The 15,880-nt window shown below is 58.7% G+C and carries 11 protein-coding genes; 3 read left to right on the top strand and 8 right to left on the bottom strand.

The annotated features are described in order from the left end of the window. Window positions 1-203: 203 nt before the first annotated feature. Entirely contained in the window at window positions 204-1,247 is a 1,044-nt protein-coding gene (locus ACR0KL_RS05280) for an ornithine cyclodeaminase (protein WP_170677718.1), read from the bottom strand. Continuing rightward, a complete protein-coding gene (rocF, locus tag ACR0KL_RS05285) occupies window positions 1,247-2,167 on the bottom strand; it encodes an arginase (protein ID WP_170677720.1) in 921 nt (306 codons plus the stop codon). The genes ACR0KL_RS05280 and rocF overlap by 1 nt, the downstream gene beginning before the upstream one ends. Window positions 2,168-2,254: 87 nt before the next feature. Between rocF and ACR0KL_RS05290 the strand changes: the two genes are divergently transcribed. Both ACR0KL_RS05290 and mprF read left to right on the top strand, forming a co-directional pair. Continuing rightward, complete coding sequence (locus tag ACR0KL_RS05290; RefSeq protein ID WP_170376662.1) at window positions 2,255-2,683, top strand: Lrp/AsnC family transcriptional regulator; 429 nt, start codon at window positions 2,255-2,257, stop codon at window positions 2,681-2,683. A gap of 87 nt (window positions 2,684-2,770) precedes the next feature. After that, window positions 2,771-5,374: a bifunctional lysylphosphatidylglycerol flippase/synthetase MprF gene (gene mprF, locus ACR0KL_RS05295; RefSeq protein WP_480776700.1), complete on the top strand. Its 2,604-nt coding sequence runs from the start codon at window positions 2,771-2,773 to the stop codon at window positions 5,372-5,374. Window positions 5,375-5,478: 104 nt separating this feature from the next. Here mprF and ACR0KL_RS05300 read toward each other — a convergent pair whose 3' ends face one another. The 4 genes from ACR0KL_RS05300 to ACR0KL_RS05315 all read right to left on the bottom strand — a co-directional run bounded on the left by ACR0KL_RS05300 (window position 5,479) and on the right by ACR0KL_RS05315 (window position 9,449). Then, window positions 5,479-7,041: an efflux transporter outer membrane subunit gene (locus ACR0KL_RS05300; protein WP_170677724.1), complete on the bottom strand. Its 1,563-nt coding sequence runs from the start codon at window positions 7,039-7,041 to the stop codon at window positions 5,479-5,481. 11 nt (window positions 7,042-7,052) lie between these two features. After that, window positions 7,053-8,198, bottom strand: coding sequence for an HlyD family secretion protein (locus ACR0KL_RS05305; RefSeq protein ID WP_170638894.1), 1,146 nt, complete (start codon window positions 8,196-8,198; stop codon window positions 7,053-7,055). A 21-nt stretch (window positions 8,199-8,219) separates the two neighbouring features. Next, window positions 8,220-8,576 (bottom strand): DUF3302 domain-containing protein, encoded by a 357-nt coding sequence (locus ACR0KL_RS05310; RefSeq protein WP_170376673.1) that lies wholly within the window; start codon window positions 8,574-8,576, stop codon window positions 8,220-8,222. Between the two features lie 108 nt (window positions 8,577-8,684). Continuing rightward, the gene (locus ACR0KL_RS05315; protein WP_170677727.1) at window positions 8,685-9,449 is read right to left on the bottom strand and encodes a DeoR/GlpR family DNA-binding transcription regulator; all 765 of its coding nucleotides are present in this window, start codon (window positions 9,447-9,449) and stop codon (window positions 8,685-8,687) included. Between the two features lie 179 nt (window positions 9,450-9,628). On the opposite strand from ACR0KL_RS05315, the gene glpD reads away from it, so the two are divergent. Beyond that, window positions 9,629-11,191 carry a glycerol-3-phosphate dehydrogenase gene (gene glpD / locus ACR0KL_RS05320; RefSeq protein ID WP_170677729.1) on the top strand — a complete coding sequence of 521 codons (1,563 nt, stop codon included), beginning with the start codon at window positions 9,629-9,631 and terminating at the stop codon, window positions 11,189-11,191. A gap of 63 nt (window positions 11,192-11,254) precedes the next feature. Here the strand turns inward: glpD and ACR0KL_RS05325 are convergent, their stop codons facing one another. Continuing rightward, window positions 11,255-14,392 (bottom strand): efflux RND transporter permease subunit, encoded by a 3,138-nt coding sequence (locus ACR0KL_RS05325; RefSeq protein ID WP_170677731.1) that lies wholly within the window; start codon window positions 14,390-14,392, stop codon window positions 11,255-11,257. 3 nt (window positions 14,393-14,395) lie between these two features. Continuing rightward, entirely contained in the window at window positions 14,396-15,574 is a 1,179-nt protein-coding gene (locus tag ACR0KL_RS05330) for an efflux RND transporter periplasmic adaptor subunit (RefSeq protein WP_170469796.1), read from the bottom strand. Between the last annotated feature and the right edge of the window lie 306 nt (window positions 15,575-15,880).

Genomic DNA, 15,880 nt, shown 5'->3' on the forward strand with positions numbered 1-15,880 from the left:
CGCTCTCCAACGTCAACGTCAGAGAGCTTCACCTGGCGCGGTCATCGGCGTCCCCGCCTGTACCGCAAAAACAAGAGTACCGAGCCTAGGTTAACGATCCGTTTCTTCATCTGGCTATAAATATCCCGGGGGAGTCGCCCGGAACGGGCGGCGGGGGCAGAGCCCCCAATTCGACAGTGGCTCGGTGCGGGATCGGAAGGAAGTTAGCCCGCGCGCATGAGCATCCCAAACAGATCGCGGGGATCGTCAGGGTCGGCCAGCATGTCCAGCGGCTCGAAGAAGTCAGTCTCCGCGACTGCGCTCTTGATGACGCGCAGAGCCGAGAAGTCCTCAATAGCGAAGCCGACACTGTCGAACAGAGTAATCTGTTTGTCGTCTGTCCGACCGCGTGCCTGACCGGTCATCACTTGCCACAGTTCAGTGACGGGATGATCATCCTCCAAAGCCTGAATTTCGCCTTCGATCCGCGTCTGCTCGGGGTATTCCACGAATATCTCCGAGCGCAAAAGGATGTCGCGATGCAGTTCGGTTTTGCCGGGGCAATCGCCGCCAATCGCGTTGATGTGGACGCCCGGGCCGACCATGTTATCGGTCAGGATCGTGGCATATTTCTTGTCCGCGGTGCAGGTGGTGATGATCTGCGCGCCCTCAATCGCCTCTTCGGCGGTTTCGCAAGGCACTACGTTCAGGCCTTTGCCTTGCAGGTTGGCAGCGCATTTGGCGGTGGCGTTCGGGTCCGTATCGTAGAGCCGCACGGTGTCGATGCTGCACATGGCCTTGAAGGCCAGGCATTGGAATTCGGACTGCGCGCCATTGCCGATCATGGCCATGGTGGTGGCACCCTTGGGGGCCAGATACCGACCGACCAAAGCCGATGTCGCCGCCGTCCGCAGGGCGGTCAGGATGGTCATCTCGGTCAGAAGGGTCGGGTAGCCCGTGTAGACATCCGCGAGCAGTCCAAAGGCCGTTACTGTTTGCAGCCCTTCAGACGTGTTCTTTGGATGGCCATTGACGTATTTGAACCCGTAGGCCTCACCATCCGATGTCGGCATGAGTTCGATCACCCCATGCGGGGAATGCGCCGGAATCCGCGGGGTCTTGTCAAAGCTTTCCCAGCGTTTGAAATCGGCCTCGATCTGCTCAGCGATCCTTATGATCAATTTTTCAACGCCGACATGGTGAACCAGCCGCATCATGTTGTCGACGGAAACAAAGGGCACCAGGGCCTTGTCAGAAGGTGCAGTCATCAGAAACTCCGAGTGGGGCGGTCAAAGATCCGGCGTCCCATCAGGGATGCGGCCAAGTCGACCATGAGTTTTGCGGTGCGTCCGCGTTCATCCAGAAAGGGGTTCAACTCGACCAGATCGAGTGAGCAGACCAGCCCGCTTTCATGCAGAAGCTCCATGACCAGATGGGCTTCGCGTTCGGTGGCGCCTCCGGGCACGGTGGTTCCGACAGCGGGGGCGATCGCGGGGTCGAGGAAGTCGACATCTAGTGAGACATGAAGCATGCCGTTCTCAGCCCTCACGCGGTCCAGAAAGGCCATGAGAGGCGCCTTGATCCCGTGCTCGTCAATGCTGCGCATATCGGCCAGCATGGCATGGTTCTTCTCAAGCGCGGCGCGTTCAGCGGGATCGACCGAACGCAATCCGATCATACCAACGCGATTGGTTGGAACCACCGCAGGCAAGGGTGGAAAATCCTCGAACCCGTGTTGACCGGTGAAATAGGCGACAGGTGTTCCATGCAGGTTGCCGCTGTCTGTACTGCCGGGGGTGTGAAAATCGCTATGGGCGTCCAGCCACAGAACGAACAGAGGCCGGTCGATGCGCTGTGCATGATCCGCCATTCCGGCCACGGTTCCCATCGACAAGGCATGATCGCCGCCCATGAAGATTGGCACACCTTGGGGCGAGACTTCGGCAGCGACTCGGGCCAAAGCCTGCGTCCACCCAATGCACTCGGGCAGGGCGAAAAGGTGGGAGTGGTCCGGGGTCTCCACCGCATCCGGGGCGGCATCTCCGTAGTCGATCACCTTATGACCAAGATCCGCAAGCGCGCGATCCAGCCCGGCCACACGGTAGGCATCCGGCCCCATTCGGCAACCCTGCCGACGCTTGCCCGCGTCCATGGGGGCGCCAACCAAAACTATGTTCTTCGTATCCATATGCTTCATGTAACGTGGCAGTCTGTCTTGCGTGAAGAGAGCAAATTGCTCAATAAGAAAGATGAGTATCCGAAAAGGAAGCTATTCATGGACGATTTGGATAACAGGCTGCTCAGCGCTCTACACCGGGATGCGAGGGCGTCGCTGTCTGAACTGGCCGAGACGCTTGGCGTCACGCGCACGACCGTTCGTAGTCGGCTGCAACGCCTCAAGCAATCGGGCGAGATCGTGGGCTTTACCGTTCAGACCAGGCGCGATGTGGCGCAAAGCCCGGTCCGGGGCCTGATGATGCTTGAGATCGAGGGGCGCGGGACCGAACGCACAATGGCCCGTATCGGAGCTCTACGGCAGGTGCGCGCCGTGCATTCGACAAATGGAAGCTGGGACCTGATCGCTGAAATCGGTACGGACACGCTGGCCGAACTCGACGAGGTCTTGTTCCAGATCCGCCGCATGGAAGGGATCACTCGGTCCGAGACAAACCTTCTGCTGTCCACGCGCAAGGGAAGGTTCTGAAAACGCTGCGTGAAACGGGCCGTTACGCTTTGTCGGCCAAGGAAATTGTGCCACAGTCGGCGGGGATACAGGCGGGATTTATCGAAGATGACCACTCAGCAGCACGAACCACGGGCCGTGCAATTGGCCGAAAAGATCACCGCATTCCTTGAGAAGCCATGGGTCCGCATCGCCATCCCGATCTTTGTGACTCTGATTGCATTGACGGTTCTGCATGAGCTGTCCTCGCATGTGAAATGGGCGGATGTGCAATCGGACATCTCGGATACGTCTTGGCGCGTGATGTTTTATGCTCTGTGTTGGACGGCGGTCAGTTTCTTTTCGCTGTCTCTATACGATGTCTTCGCCGTGCAAAGCGTGGCAGACGGAGAGGTCCCTCTGCCGGTTGCAGGAATGGCCGGAGCCAGTGGCTATGCGGTGTCCAACTGTTTGGGCTTTTCCTACATCACCGGAACGGCCATCCGATACCGGATATACGCGTCTCTGGGCCTTGATCTAAGCCGCGTTGCCGGGGTAATCGCCACGTCCTGGGTGGCATTCTGGACGGGGCTGGTTTTGGTCCTCGGCTTGCTTTTGACCTTTCATCCTGACGGTATCTCGAACGCGCTGCCTATCAGCGCGACGGTTGAGACCGCCATCGGGTTGGGTCTGCTAGGCGCGTTGATCGCGATTTTTGTCTGGCTCTCCACCGGTGGGCGTCGGTTAGAGGTTCTGGGGATCGGCTTCCAACTGCCGGGTGGCAAGCTGGCCTCATGCCTGACGCTGGCGGCGATTGGCGATCTGGTCGGGGCCTCCATGGTCCTTTACGTGCTGATGCCGGACGACCTTGGGGTTGGGTATCCGTATTTCTTTACCATCTTCATCGCCGCGATTGCCGTTGGGATTGTCAGCCATGCGCCGGGCGGTATCGGCGTGTTTGAAGCGACGCTGATCGCGGGGCTGGGGGCCTCGGGGCGATCAGATGTCATTGCGGCGCTGCTGCTTTATCGCGTCGTATACACGTTCCTTCCTTTCGCCATAGCCAGCCTGTCCATCGCCGTTGCCTCGGCGCTGACGCAGCGCCACAGGATCATCGGGGCGGGGACATGGGTGTATCGCGCCATTCGCCCTATCGTGCCGATGGTTGCGGCTGGGGTGACGGCTGTTGCCGGAATCATCCTGTTGGTCTCGGGCGCGTTGCCGACGGACAGCAAAAGCCTAGGTGCTTTGCGCGAGGTTTTGCCATTGTCCTTTGTCGAGGCCTCGCATCTGGCTGGCAGCGCCGTGGGTGTGCTGCTGCTGCTTGTGTCGCGCGGGTTGTTCCGCAAGCTCTACCGCGCGTGGGTGGTCGCGATGTTGCTGATGGTCGCGGGCTTTGCCGCGTCTCTGGCCAAGGGTTTGGATACGCATGAGGCGTTGGGCATGTTGGCCACGATCGCCGTTTTGGCGCTGTTCCGTGGTGCGTTCTACCGTGTTAGCGGCGCGTCGATCTTCCGGTTGAACATCCCTTGGCTGGTCAGCGTTATGGCGCTGCTCGCTGTCATCTTCTGGATTGGCCTGTTCGCCTATTCCCACGTACAATACCAGAACGCGCTGTGGTGGGAGTTCGCTTGGAATGGCGATGCCTCCCGTTTCCTGCGCTCCAGCCTTGTTGTAGCAGTCATCCTCGGGATTGTGGCCCTGACGTCGTTGTTCGGGCGCGAGATCCCGGCGCCTGTGCGGACGGAAATCCCAGAATGCGTCGAAAGACTGGTGATAGAAAGCGAAGATACCGAAGCCCAGATTTCCCTGACCGGTGACAAGCAATTCCTGATTGCACCCGATGAGTCCGCGTTCATCGCCTATGCCGACACCGGCAATGCCATCATCTCAAAGGGTGAGCCTGTGGGCGATGAAAAGGCCGGCAAGCAACTGGTCTGGCAACTGCGTGAAATGGCGGATCGAGAAGGAAAGCTGTGCGCCTTCTACAGCGTCTCGACCAAGTACCTGCCGACCTTTCTGGACCTTGGCTTGTCGATCCTAAAAATCGGAGAGGTTGCGCGCGTACCGTTGAAAGACTTCTCGCTGGACGGCAAATCCCGCAAGCGCTTCCGTCAGGCCAAGAACCGGGCCGAGCGGGAAGGTTATGTGTTCGAGATCATTCCAAAAGAAGACCTTGCGCCCAGTCTACCGGAGCTGAGGGCGATTTCCGATCACTGGCTGGAGCAAAAAGCAGGGGCCGAGAAAGGTTTCGCCTTAGGTGGTTTTGACGATGACTACTTGTCCTACTTCGACCACGCCGTGTTGCGGAACGAAGAAACCGGTCAGATCATGGCTTTCGCCAACCTGTTTCAAGGTGGCCAAAAGTCCGAGCTTTCTCTGGACCTGATGCGCTACGAACCGGACAGCCCCAGCTTCGTCATGGATGCCTTGTTTGCCGAGATGATGTCCTGGGGGGCCGAGCAAGGGTTCCATTGGTTCTCACTGGGTGCAGCGCCGTTTTCAGGGATTGAGAACCGTCAGCTTGCCTCCCTTTGGAACCGGATCGGCGGGTTCGTCTATGAACATGGTGAGCAATTCTATCACTTCGAAGGGCTGCGCGCGTTCAAACAGAAGTTCGATCCGGAATGGAGCCCGAACTATCTCGCCAGCCCCGGAGGGCTTGCTGCGCCGCGTATCCTGTATGAGGTGAACATCCTGATCTCGGGCGGTCTGCGGGGCCTAACTAAGTAGCGCGAGCGTTTCGGGTTTAGCTTGAGACGCCAATACCCTGCCATGCCTCCGGCATTCTCGGGACATTGGCGTCGCCCATTGATTAAAGTGAAACCCGAAACGCTCTAGTTCAGGCTAGCGCGGGTTGGCGTTTCCTGCAGCAGGTCGCCCCAATCGGTGCGATAAGCCATCTCGGCCAGAACGGTATCAGGCAGGAACTCTCTGTTCTCGCGAATCTGCCAACCGCCTCCGAGACCTTTGTAAACGGCGACGAGATTGCTGGAGACCTGTTGGCGCGCCTCGATCAGATTGGCCTGAGACCGCAGCAGGGCCGTCTGCGTGTTCAATATGCGGGAGTAGTCGGCGATCCCGTCGGTGTACTGATTGACGGCGATCTCTGCCGCCTTGCGCGAGGCATCGACGCTCTGCTGATAGAACCCGACCTGCTTTCGCGCCTGCGCATAGGCGACCATGGCGCTTTCGACCTCGGAATAGGCGGTCAGAACGGTGTTCTGGTAGTTGGCGATCAGCGCCTGATAGGCGGCATCCTGCGCCCGGACGTTGTTCTTGATGCGGCCATAGTTCAGGACGTTCCAAACGACGCCCGCGCTGGCAAGGCCCGTTGTGCTGTTCGAGCTGAACAGGTTCCGCCCGCCCGAGGCCTGCAACCCGACCGAGCCGGACAGAATGAACTGCGGATAGAGGTCCGCCATGGCAATGCCGACCTCGGCCGATTGCGTGGCTGCGGCCAGTTCCGCGGCCCTCACGTCCGGACGGCGGCGCAGCAACTCAGCCGGGACGCCAACGGCGACGTTGGACCGGGCCGAGGGGATGCGACCGGAATTGCCCAGAAGGCTGGACATGCGTGACGGGGTGGCCCCCAGCAACACGGCCAGAGCGTTCTTGGTTTGCTGAAGATCGCTCTCAAGCTCGGGCACGAGGGCCTTGGTGTTGTTCAGCAGAGCCGTCGATTCCTGCACGTCTAACTCGGTGGTGATCCCGTTGTTGAACCGCAATTGAGTCAGGTCTGCCGATTCCTGCTGTAACTTGATGTTCTCACGCGCGACGCCCAGCGACTCCTGCAAAGCGCGGATATTGACATAAAGCGCGGCGACATCACCCGTCAGCGTCACCAGCGCGTCGTCATAGTTCGCCACCTGCAACGCTAAATTCGATCGCGCCGCCTGAACACCACGCCGCTGCGCCCCCCAGACGTCCAATTCCCACTGCGCATCAAACCCGGCCTGAGAGGTCGAGAATTCGGTATCCAGCGGAATGATCCGGTTGATATCGGCAATGGGCCCGAGATTGTCGCTGATCTGTCGCCGATCTGTTGAGGCCCCGAGGACCTGCGATTGCGGATACAACTCGCCAAAGGCGATGCCCAACTGTGCCCGCGCTTGCAGGACCCGCGCGCCAGCGACCTGTAGTGACAGGTTCTGGGCATAGGCCTCGGCGATCAGTTTGTTGAGAGTGGGGTCATTGAACGTCTCCCACCATTTCACGACCGGCGCGCTGCGTGAGGTAAGGCCGCTTTGCCCGGTGCTGGGACTGTTCACCTCGATCCACTGTTTCACGACCGGAGAGTTCGGGCGCACGAAATCAGGACCAACTGGCGCGCAGGCTACCAGAAACGCGGCGCACAGGGCTGTTCCCATCAAGTGTCGAAAGGGGGTGGCCCGTGTCATGATGCGCGTCCTCAAATGTCTAGCGGTCGAATGAAATTGGCGAAGGAATACAGGCGGATATTGATGCGCCGCAGAAACTCGAAGCTTTTGCCCTGACCGGTGTAGATCGCCACGGCGGCGTGGCCGCCAGCGGGCAGGATGTGCTCCTCTGGCAGATCGACCGTGATCTGTACCGCAATTCGTCCGGGCAGCTTGGGCAGCTCAAAGCCGGGCAGGCGGCCTGAGGGCAGGTACTGACCCTGACGGGTGGCCCACCAGATCGCTTCGACCTTGCCGGTTAGGATTTCACCGGGATAGAGGTCCAAGGCGACTTCAACCTCTTGGCCTACTTCAACAAATTTCAGGTTCTGCTGGCGGAAGGTGGCCAAAAGATAGGGGCTGTCTTCGGTGACGAAACTGGCAATCGCACCCAGACGAATGTCACCCACCACTAAACCCGGACGGGCCTGTTGCGAGACGATCATGCCGTTTTCCGGCGCGTAGATCGTGGTGTTATCCAGAAAGTACTGGGCCTCGGACAGCTGCGCCTGTGCTTGCAGGATGCCCGTGTTTACGCCATCGATCTGCGAGGCCAGTGCCAGATTTGCCTTCTCAAGATTGGCTTCGGCCTGTTTGACCGAGGCGGTGTCCTCGGATACCTGTTCGTTCCAGCGATCCAGCTCATCCTGACGAGCACCGCCTGCGGGCACCAGATTTTCGTACCGCGCCTGTTCGGTCAACGCGTAGGCCAGTTGCGCATTGGCGCGCTCGACGGCTTCGGTTTTGGCAATGACATCCTGTTCCAGAATTTTGGCGTTCTGCTCGGCGGCAACCAGTTGTGCCTTGGCATTGTCGACGGCGAGCGAAAACACGGTATCGTCAAAGCGATAGAGCGGGTCACCTTTGGTGATTTGCGTGTTCGGCTCGACCAGAACCTCGGTGAGAATCGTCGGCTGGGTCAGTTTTGGCACGATCTGAATCGTAGATCGCACGACATGGCTGTCGACCGAGAAGGGCTGAAAGAAGCGCAGCGCGACGAGGAAGATCAGCAGCAAATGCGCACCGACCCAGAATGACACAATTCCCCAGGCGATGTTGAACTTGAGCCACTCCATCTTGAAGAAGATGAACCAGACGAAAATGATGTAAAACAGCGTAATGCCGAGGGCGACGAACATGTCTGAGTGTTTCCTTTGGCCTTAGCTTTTCTGCGTCTCGTCAGGCGCAGCCTGGTATTCTTCTTTGACCGTACCGCCAAGGCGTTCGATATCCTTGCGGATTGCGTCTTTCTCCTCGTCCGGACCGCGACGCATGTCGACCGTCACGCCGTCATGGAACGCCCACATGAAGGCATGAACCCACGGGACAACGGCCAAAAAACCCATCCATCCCATGATCTTGACGGCTTCGGCATGTGGATGATTGCGCTTGATCGCGATCCGTCCAGGCAGCCCCATAAGGAAGAGAAACAACGCCATAACCGCTGCCAGAAGCAGGATCAGTGCCACGAATGTCAGATAGTCGTAGTAGCCTAGCGGCTGCCCCAAAAGTCCCATGCTCGATGCCTCCTGTCGGGAAGGTTGTCTCATCCTCAGACGTAGGCCCCTGTCTCGTCAATGACTTTGTGATGGGACCTAGCGTTTCCGAACCCGAGGCAGTGCGGATCAGTCAGGACAGACGATCAGACCCGTGCCCCATTCTGCACATTTTGCCGAGAGGTCGAGCGTAAGCGGCTCATCGGTGTAGAAGCCATCAATCTCGGCCAGCGAGGTGATGCGGGCAGGGGCAAGCCGCTGGAATTTTGAGTGATCGGCCACCAGCAGCGTGCGCCGGGCCTGCGCGATGATCGTCTGGCTGACTTGGACTTCCTGAAAGTCGAAATCCAGCAGATCACCTTCGGGGTCCAGCGCCGAGCATCCGATCACCGCATAGTCGAACTTGAACTGAAGGATCGTTGAGACAGTAAGGTTGCCCACCAGCCCTCCGTCCGAGCGACGAAGGACACCACCCGCCAACACAATCTCGCAATCGGGGTTTTCGACGAGAATATTGGCGACGTTCGTATTGTTCGTAACCACCATCAGGTCCTTGTGGTTCAGCATCTGCCGCGCCACGGCCTCGGTCGAGGTGCCGATATTCATGAAGACCGACGCTCCGTCCGGAATGTCATTGGCACATGCCTTCGCCATTCGGGTCTTGGCGTCTGCATTCAGGGTGCGGCGATCCTCATACCCGATGTTGGAGACGCCGGAGCGCAAGACAGCCCCGCCATGTACGCGGTCCAGCTTCCCGACATCGGCCAGCTCGGACAGGTCCCGGCGGATTGTCTGGACCGTCACGCCAAACCGCTCGGCCAAACCGTCAACAGTAACGCGGCCCTCAGTGCTGGCGATCTCAAGAATGTCGGATTGGCGGAAAGAGAGCGACATGTGTGGACCCATTCAGATGATGTGCTTTCGTTTTTCTTCTTTTGGTCGAAATTAGCAAGCGGCCATGCGAAATTTTCATAGTTGTGTTGCAAAACGAAAATAAACGAACATAAACATTGATAACACGAATGCAGTGCTGATTAATGCGCGCAACCAGATTGGATAGGGAATCACAAGCCATGCAAGCGACAGACGATCAGATCAGCGACCTGTTCATCATCGGCGGTGGGATCAATGGATGTGGCATCGCACGGGATGCTGCGGGGCGGGGGCTGTCTGTTACCTTGGCCGAGATGAATGATCTTGCTTCAGCGACGTCATCAGCCTCGACCAAACTGTTTCATGGCGGTCTGCGCTATTTGGAGTATTTTGAGATCCGACTAGTGCGCGAGGCGCTGATCGAGCGTGAGACGCTGCTGCGCGCCATGCCTCATATCAGTTGGCCAATGCGCTTTGTGCTGCCCTATCACAAGGACATGCGCTTTGACTCCGAGACGCCTACATCGAAGCTGCTCAGCACTGTCATGCCTTGGATGCGCGGGCGTCGCCCCGCGTGGCTGATCCGTCTGGGTCTATTTATGTACGACAACCTTGGGGGGCGTAAAATTTTGCCGGGAACGAAGTCGCTGGATCTGCGAAGCGCTCCGGAAGGTGGTCCTTTGCAGGGCAAGTTCGAAACAGCCTATGAATACTCGGACTGCTGGATCGAAGATGCGCGGCTGGTGGTGCTCAACGCGCGCGACGCCGAATCTCGCGGTGCGCGGATCATGGTGCGGACCGAAGTTGTCTCGGCCGAGCGTGTTGATGACCTGTGGCATGTCACCATCCGCGATCGGGCGACCGGGGAAAGCCAAGTGGTCCGTGCGAGAATGCTAATCAATGCAGGCGGTCCGTGGGTAGGGGATATCATCCAAACCAAGATCCGGGTGAACTCGCGCGAGGGGGTTCGTCTGGTGCGCGGCAGTCATATCGTGACAAAGAAGCTGTACGATCACGACAAGTGTTACTTCTTCCAAGGCGAGGATGGCCGCATCATCTTTGCCATTCCCTATGAGCAGGATTTTACCCTGATCGGTACGACGGATCAGGACCATTCGGATCCCTCTGAGCCTCCGGTCTGCACCGAGGTCGAACAGACCTACTTGTGCGAGTTCGCAACCAAGTATTTCAAGAAACCGGTGACGCAGGACGATATCGTCTGGACCTATTCGGGCGTACGGCCGCTCTATGATGATGGGGCCAGCAGCGCGACGGCGGCGACGCGGGACTATACCTTGAAGGTCGATGCGCAGGGTGGGGCGCCTGTTTTGAACGTGTTCGGAGGCAAGATCACGACATACCGTCGTCTGGCGGAAAGCGCGCTTGAAAAAGTCGCCGAGCATTTCCCAAACCTGCCCGGACCCTGGACAGCAGGCGTGTCTTTGCCTGGTGGGAACTTTCCCGTCGATGGCGTGCAGGACCTCACGCAGACGTTGACCCAGGACTATCCGTTTCTTACTGAAAAATGGGCGGCTCGTTTGATCCGCGCATACGGGACAGAGGCGCGTGCCGTGTTGGGGGAGGCAAAAGACCTCGCTGATTTGGGTGAAGACTTCGGCGCAACCCTCACCGCGCGAGAACTCGAATGGCTGATGGACAAAGAATACGCCCGCAGCGCCGAGGACGTGGTCTGGCGTCGCAACAAGCTGGGGCTGCGGTTGAGTGCCGATCAGATCGCCCGCATTGACCAGTGGATGTCATAGCGGTTGAAAACGGACGACGAAGCCTGAAAACAAAAAGCCCCGCCGATTTGGCGGGGCTTTGTCTTAGGCGGTTTTCTCGGACGGGCCGGGATCATTCTTGCTGCCCTTGATCCATTCCCGCAGACCCTGCATCAAGGCGTAGAGGACTGGCACAAGGATCACGCCGACCAGCGTGGCGGCCAACATGCCGCCGAACACGGCGACCCCAATGGCCTTCTGGCTCGCCGCCCCCGCGCCATTGGCGGCCAGTAGCGGGACAACCCCCAAAAGGAAGGACAGCGCCGTCATCATCACGGCACGGAAACGCTGATAGGCGGCCTCGGCTGCGGCGTCCTTGATCGAAAGGCCTTTGGCGCGTTGCTCCATCGCGAACTCGACGATCAGAATGCCGTTCTTTGAGGCAAGCCCCACCAGCATGATCATCCCGATCTGCGTATAGAGGTTGATGTCACTGCCTACGATCGCGACGGCCGCGACCGCACCGAACAGGGCGACAATCACCGACAGTAGGATCGATACCGGCAAGGTCCAGCTTTCATATTGGCCTACCAAGAATAAGTAGCCAAACAGGATCGCCAGCCCAAGGATCACGATGACCAGACCGCCCGAGGCCAGCTGCTGCTGTGCCGTGCCGGTCCATTCGAACGCATAGCCGGGGGGCAGGGCGGTTGCGGATTCCTCGGTCATCACATTGATTGCGTCACCCGTGGACAGACCCGGAGCGGGCACCGCCGTCACCGTTGCCGACCGGAACAGGTTGTGCCGCTTCAGCAAGACCGGCCCCAACACGTTTTCCACGTCAATCAACGTGCCCAAAGGAACCATCTCACCCTGTTGCGAGCGGACATAAAGGTTCGAGATATCCTCGACATTATCGCGATAGGTACCATCAGCCTGAATCATCACGCGGTAGACACGACCGAACAGGTTGAAGTCGTTCACGTAGTAAGATCCCAGTTGCGCCTGCATCGTCTGGAAAATCTCGGCGACCGAGACCTGCAGGGTCTTGGCCTTTTCCCGATCCAGATCAACAAAAAGCTGCGGAACGTTGGCGCGGAAGGTTGTGTAGGACTGGCCGATCTCGGGCCGCTGGTTCGCCGCGTAAACGAACGAGCCAACAGCCGAAGCCAGATCCTGAGGTGTGCCGCCACCGGTCTGCTGCACCTCCATCTCGACACCGGCCGACATGCCGAGGCCCTGAATGGGCGGCGGGTTGAAGGCCACGATCGAAGCCGCGGATTCCCCGTTCGCAATTGCAAGCACCTTGGCGAGGATGGCGTCGGCGCTCAGGTCTTCTTCCTGACGGTCGGCCCAGTTTTCGAGGTTGACGAAGATCGCCGCGCCGTTGGTCGTGGTGCCGTTCAGCAGCGAGAAGCCGTTGATCAGAACGGTGCTGGCAACGCCCGGAATTTCGCGGATCTGGTCGTCCACACGGGCCGAGATCGTCTCGGTCCGTTCCAGCGTCGCCGCATCGGGCAGTTGGATATCCACAAACAGATAGCCATTGTCCTCAAGTGGGATAAACCCGCTGGAGGTGTTGGACATGATCGTCCCGGTTCCCATCCCCAAGGCGACTATAACACCCAGCGCGACAATCGGCAGGATCAGCAATTTGCGTACGATGGCGACATAGCCGTTTCGGACGGTTCCGATCAGACCTTCGAACAGCGCCAGCAGTCCTTTGGGCGGACCGGAGCGTGCGCGTAGAACCAGGCCACACAGGGCAGGCGACAAGGTCAGAGCGTTGATGGATGAGATCACAACAGCCGTCGAAATCGTCACGGCAAACTGCGAATACAGCCTGCCAGAGATGCCGGGCATGAAGGTCACCGGCACGAACACGGCCAGCAGAACCAACGTTGTCGCGATAACAGGGCCGGTGATCTGGCCCATTGCCTTACGGGTCGCTTCGGCGGGGGGCAGCCCCTCATCCGCGATGATCCGCTCGACGTTTTCGACGACCACGATGGCGTCATCTACTACGATCCCGATGGCCAGAACCAAAGCGAACAGCGAGATCGTGTTGAGCGACATTCCGAAGGCCAGCAAAAAAGCGAATGTCCCGATCAATGAGACCGGGATCGCCACCGCTGGAATGATTGTCGCTCGCCAACTGCCCAGGAACACGAACACCACCGAGATCACTAGAATGAAGGTCAGGATCAGCGTCGAGACCACATCGTTCAGCGAGGCTTCAACGAAGTCTGTGGTGTTGAAGGGGACACTGTATTCCACGTCTGTGGGGAAAGACCGGGACAGGCGGTCAAGCTCGGCCTGCACCCGCTCGGACACGGCAAGCGCGTTAGCGCCGGGGGCCTGGTAAATGCCGATCACGGTCGCCGGCACCGCATCGAAATAGCCGGAGGCCGCATAGTACTCGGCGCCCAATTCAACGCGTCCAATGTCACGTACGCGCACAATGGAACCGGCGTCACCCGTTCGAATTACGATGTCACCAAATTCTTCTGCCGATGTCAGGCGCCCTTTGGTTTTGATCGTGTATTGAAAGGTCTGTCCCTCGGGCACCGGAGGCGCACCGATTGAGCCTGCGGAGACTTCGATATTCTGTTCGCGAATGGCATTGATCACATCGCCGGGCGTGATCGACAGAGCGGCCATCTGGTCGGGATCCATCCAGATCCGCATGGCGTATTCCAGATTGGTCAGAACGTCCGCCTTACCTACACCCTGAACCCTCGCCAAAGCGTCTTTCAGGTTGATCGAGGCATAGTTGGACAGAAACACGCTGTCATATGTGCCATTGGGCGAGGTCAGCGTGACCAGCAGCAGCATGTTGGTTGATGCTTTCTGCGTCACCACGCCGGATGAGGTTACCTCGGACGGAAGTGACGACATAGCCTGCGCCACGCGGTTCTGCACGTTGACCGAGGCGATATCTGGGTCAGTGCCGACCTCAAAGGTAACGTTCAACGAATAGGAGCCGTTGTCGGATGAGGTCGACGTCATGTAGATCATGTCGTCCACACCATTGACCTGCGCCTCGATGGGCGCGGCGACGGTGTTTTCCACGGTCTCGGCATTGGCGCCGGTATAGGTGGTCGAGACGCTGACAACCGGAGGTGTGATGTCCGGGAACTGGGCGACCGGCAGAACCATATAGCCGATACTGCCCATGATCGTCAGGACGAGAGAAATGACAAGCGCCAGCTTGGGCCGGCTGATGAACAGGGCTGAGAACATGCCTTATTCTCCCGGCTGCTCGGACGCGACAACCGCGTCCACCGCCACGCCGGGGCGCACGCGTTGCAGGCCCTCGACAATCACGCTTTCACCTTCGCGCAGACCTTCCGAGACGATTATGGCCGTGCCCACGGAGTCGCCGGTCGTGATATAGCGCTGTTCGACCATCTGCTGGTCATTGACAACCAGTACGAACTCGCCGCGCTGGTCACGCTGTAATGCTGCCTGAGGGATCAGGACCTGAAGGGTCGGCTCCAGTGCCTCGATCTGCACATTCACGAACGCGCCGTCGATGATCAGGCGATCTGCGTTGTCAAACTCGGCCCGCACCGTAATGGCGCCGGTCAGCGGGTCGATACGGTTGTCTACAAAGACGATCTCACCGGTTTCATCCAGCTCGGTTCCGTTCGGCAGAATGACATGCACATTGGGGCTTTTGTTGCTTTCCGCCAGAGAGGCAGCACTTTCACCAACCTGTTGAAGAACCGAGGTAAACTGTTTCTCATTCAAGGAGAAATTCACGTAGATTGGCGCTTCGCTGACCAAGTTAACCAGCGGTGGGTTCGTGGGGCCAACCACATCGCCTACACTCGTGGTGACCCGGCCTAGGCGACCGGTAAAGGGCGCGTGGATCTCGGTATAGCTGAGGTCCAGCTCAGCTTGCTGAATAGCGGCGTTTGCGGCTTTGACCTCGGCCTCGGCGACCAGTTCGTTGGCACGCGCGATGTCACGTTCTGACTCTGGGGTTGCGTCGCGTCTAAAGAGTTCCTCTTTCCGCGCGAGATCGACCTTGGCCAGCTCCAAATTGGCTTCGGCGCGGTCAAGATCTGCTTTTCGCGCCTCAAGCGTCGCCTCATAGAGGTCCGGTTCGATCTTGAACAGCAGATCGCCCTCGGTCACCAGGGCGCCATCTTCGACCTCCTGACTATCAAGAAATCCGCTGACGCGCGCGACGATGTCGACCTTATTGATGGCTTCTGCACGGCCGATAAAGCTTGCCTCGTCGGTGATCTCTTCGGTGTAGGCTGCGGCGATCGACACTTTTGCGGCGGGCGCTTCACTTTCGTCTTGCGCAAGTGCCGGATAGCCAAAACCGATGCATGACAAAATGACTAGAGGGCGGCACAGAGCGGTGACAGCACCACGAGACCGGTTGCGGGGCTGCTTCAGAGCGACGGACATGTCAAAAGCCTCATACATTTCAAAAAACTGAGCCTATACGCAGCCTTAAAAAGCGACGAGTCGGCAGAACTTGAGGGCAGGATGGCCGTTTTGCAAACATATCTCAAGGTGATTGAAGGGTTGGGATGGTTGGTGGGTTGCGAAAATCCCGTGCAACCAGACCGGTTTACGGAGTGCGTGCTGTTTGAAGGGCCCAAAAGAAAGGGGGCCGTCGAGGCCAAGCCACTATAGGTAAATGTTGACGAGCTATCGACCAGCAGCTAACCTGCTGGTCGTTTTCGTTTAGAAATAAGAGCTTGTGACATG

The organism is Ruegeria sp. C8, assembly GCF_056537565.1.

What these genes read in the sequence shown, in the direction of transcription:
- mprF (WP_480776700.1), top strand. Translation starts at nt 2,771, where the DNA reads ATGACCACTCAGCAGCACGAACCACGGGCCGTGCAATTGGCCGAAAAG.
- ACR0KL_RS05280 (WP_170677718.1), bottom strand. Translation starts at nt 1,247, where the DNA reads ATGACTGCACCTTCTGACAAGGCCCTGGTGCCCTTTGTTTCCGTCGAC.
- ACR0KL_RS05325 (WP_170677731.1), bottom strand. Translation starts at nt 14,392, where the DNA reads ATGTTCTCAGCCCTGTTCATCAGCCGGCCCAAGCTGGCGCTTGTCATT.
- ACR0KL_RS05305 (WP_170638894.1), bottom strand. Translation starts at nt 8,198, where the DNA reads ATGTTCGTCGCCCTCGGCATTACGCTGTTTTACATCATTTTCGTCTGG.
- rocF (WP_170677720.1), bottom strand. Translation starts at nt 2,167, where the DNA reads ATGGATACGAAGAACATAGTTTTGGTTGGCGCCCCCATGGACGCGGGC.
- ACR0KL_RS05300 (WP_170677724.1), bottom strand. Translation starts at nt 7,041, where the DNA reads ATGACACGGGCCACCCCCTTTCGACACTTGATGGGAACAGCCCTGTGC.
- ACR0KL_RS05330 (WP_170469796.1), bottom strand. Translation starts at nt 15,574, where the DNA reads ATGTCCGTCGCTCTGAAGCAGCCCCGCAACCGGTCTCGTGGTGCTGTC.
- ACR0KL_RS05315 (WP_170677727.1), bottom strand. Translation starts at nt 9,449, where the DNA reads ATGTCGCTCTCTTTCCGCCAATCCGACATTCTTGAGATCGCCAGCACT.
- ACR0KL_RS05310 (WP_170376673.1), bottom strand. Translation starts at nt 8,576, where the DNA reads ATGGGACTTTTGGGGCAGCCGCTAGGCTACTACGACTATCTGACATTC.
- ACR0KL_RS05290 (WP_170376662.1), top strand. Translation starts at nt 2,255, where the DNA reads ATGGACGATTTGGATAACAGGCTGCTCAGCGCTCTACACCGGGATGCG.
- glpD (WP_170677729.1), top strand. Translation starts at nt 9,629, where the DNA reads ATGCAAGCGACAGACGATCAGATCAGCGACCTGTTCATCATCGGCGGT.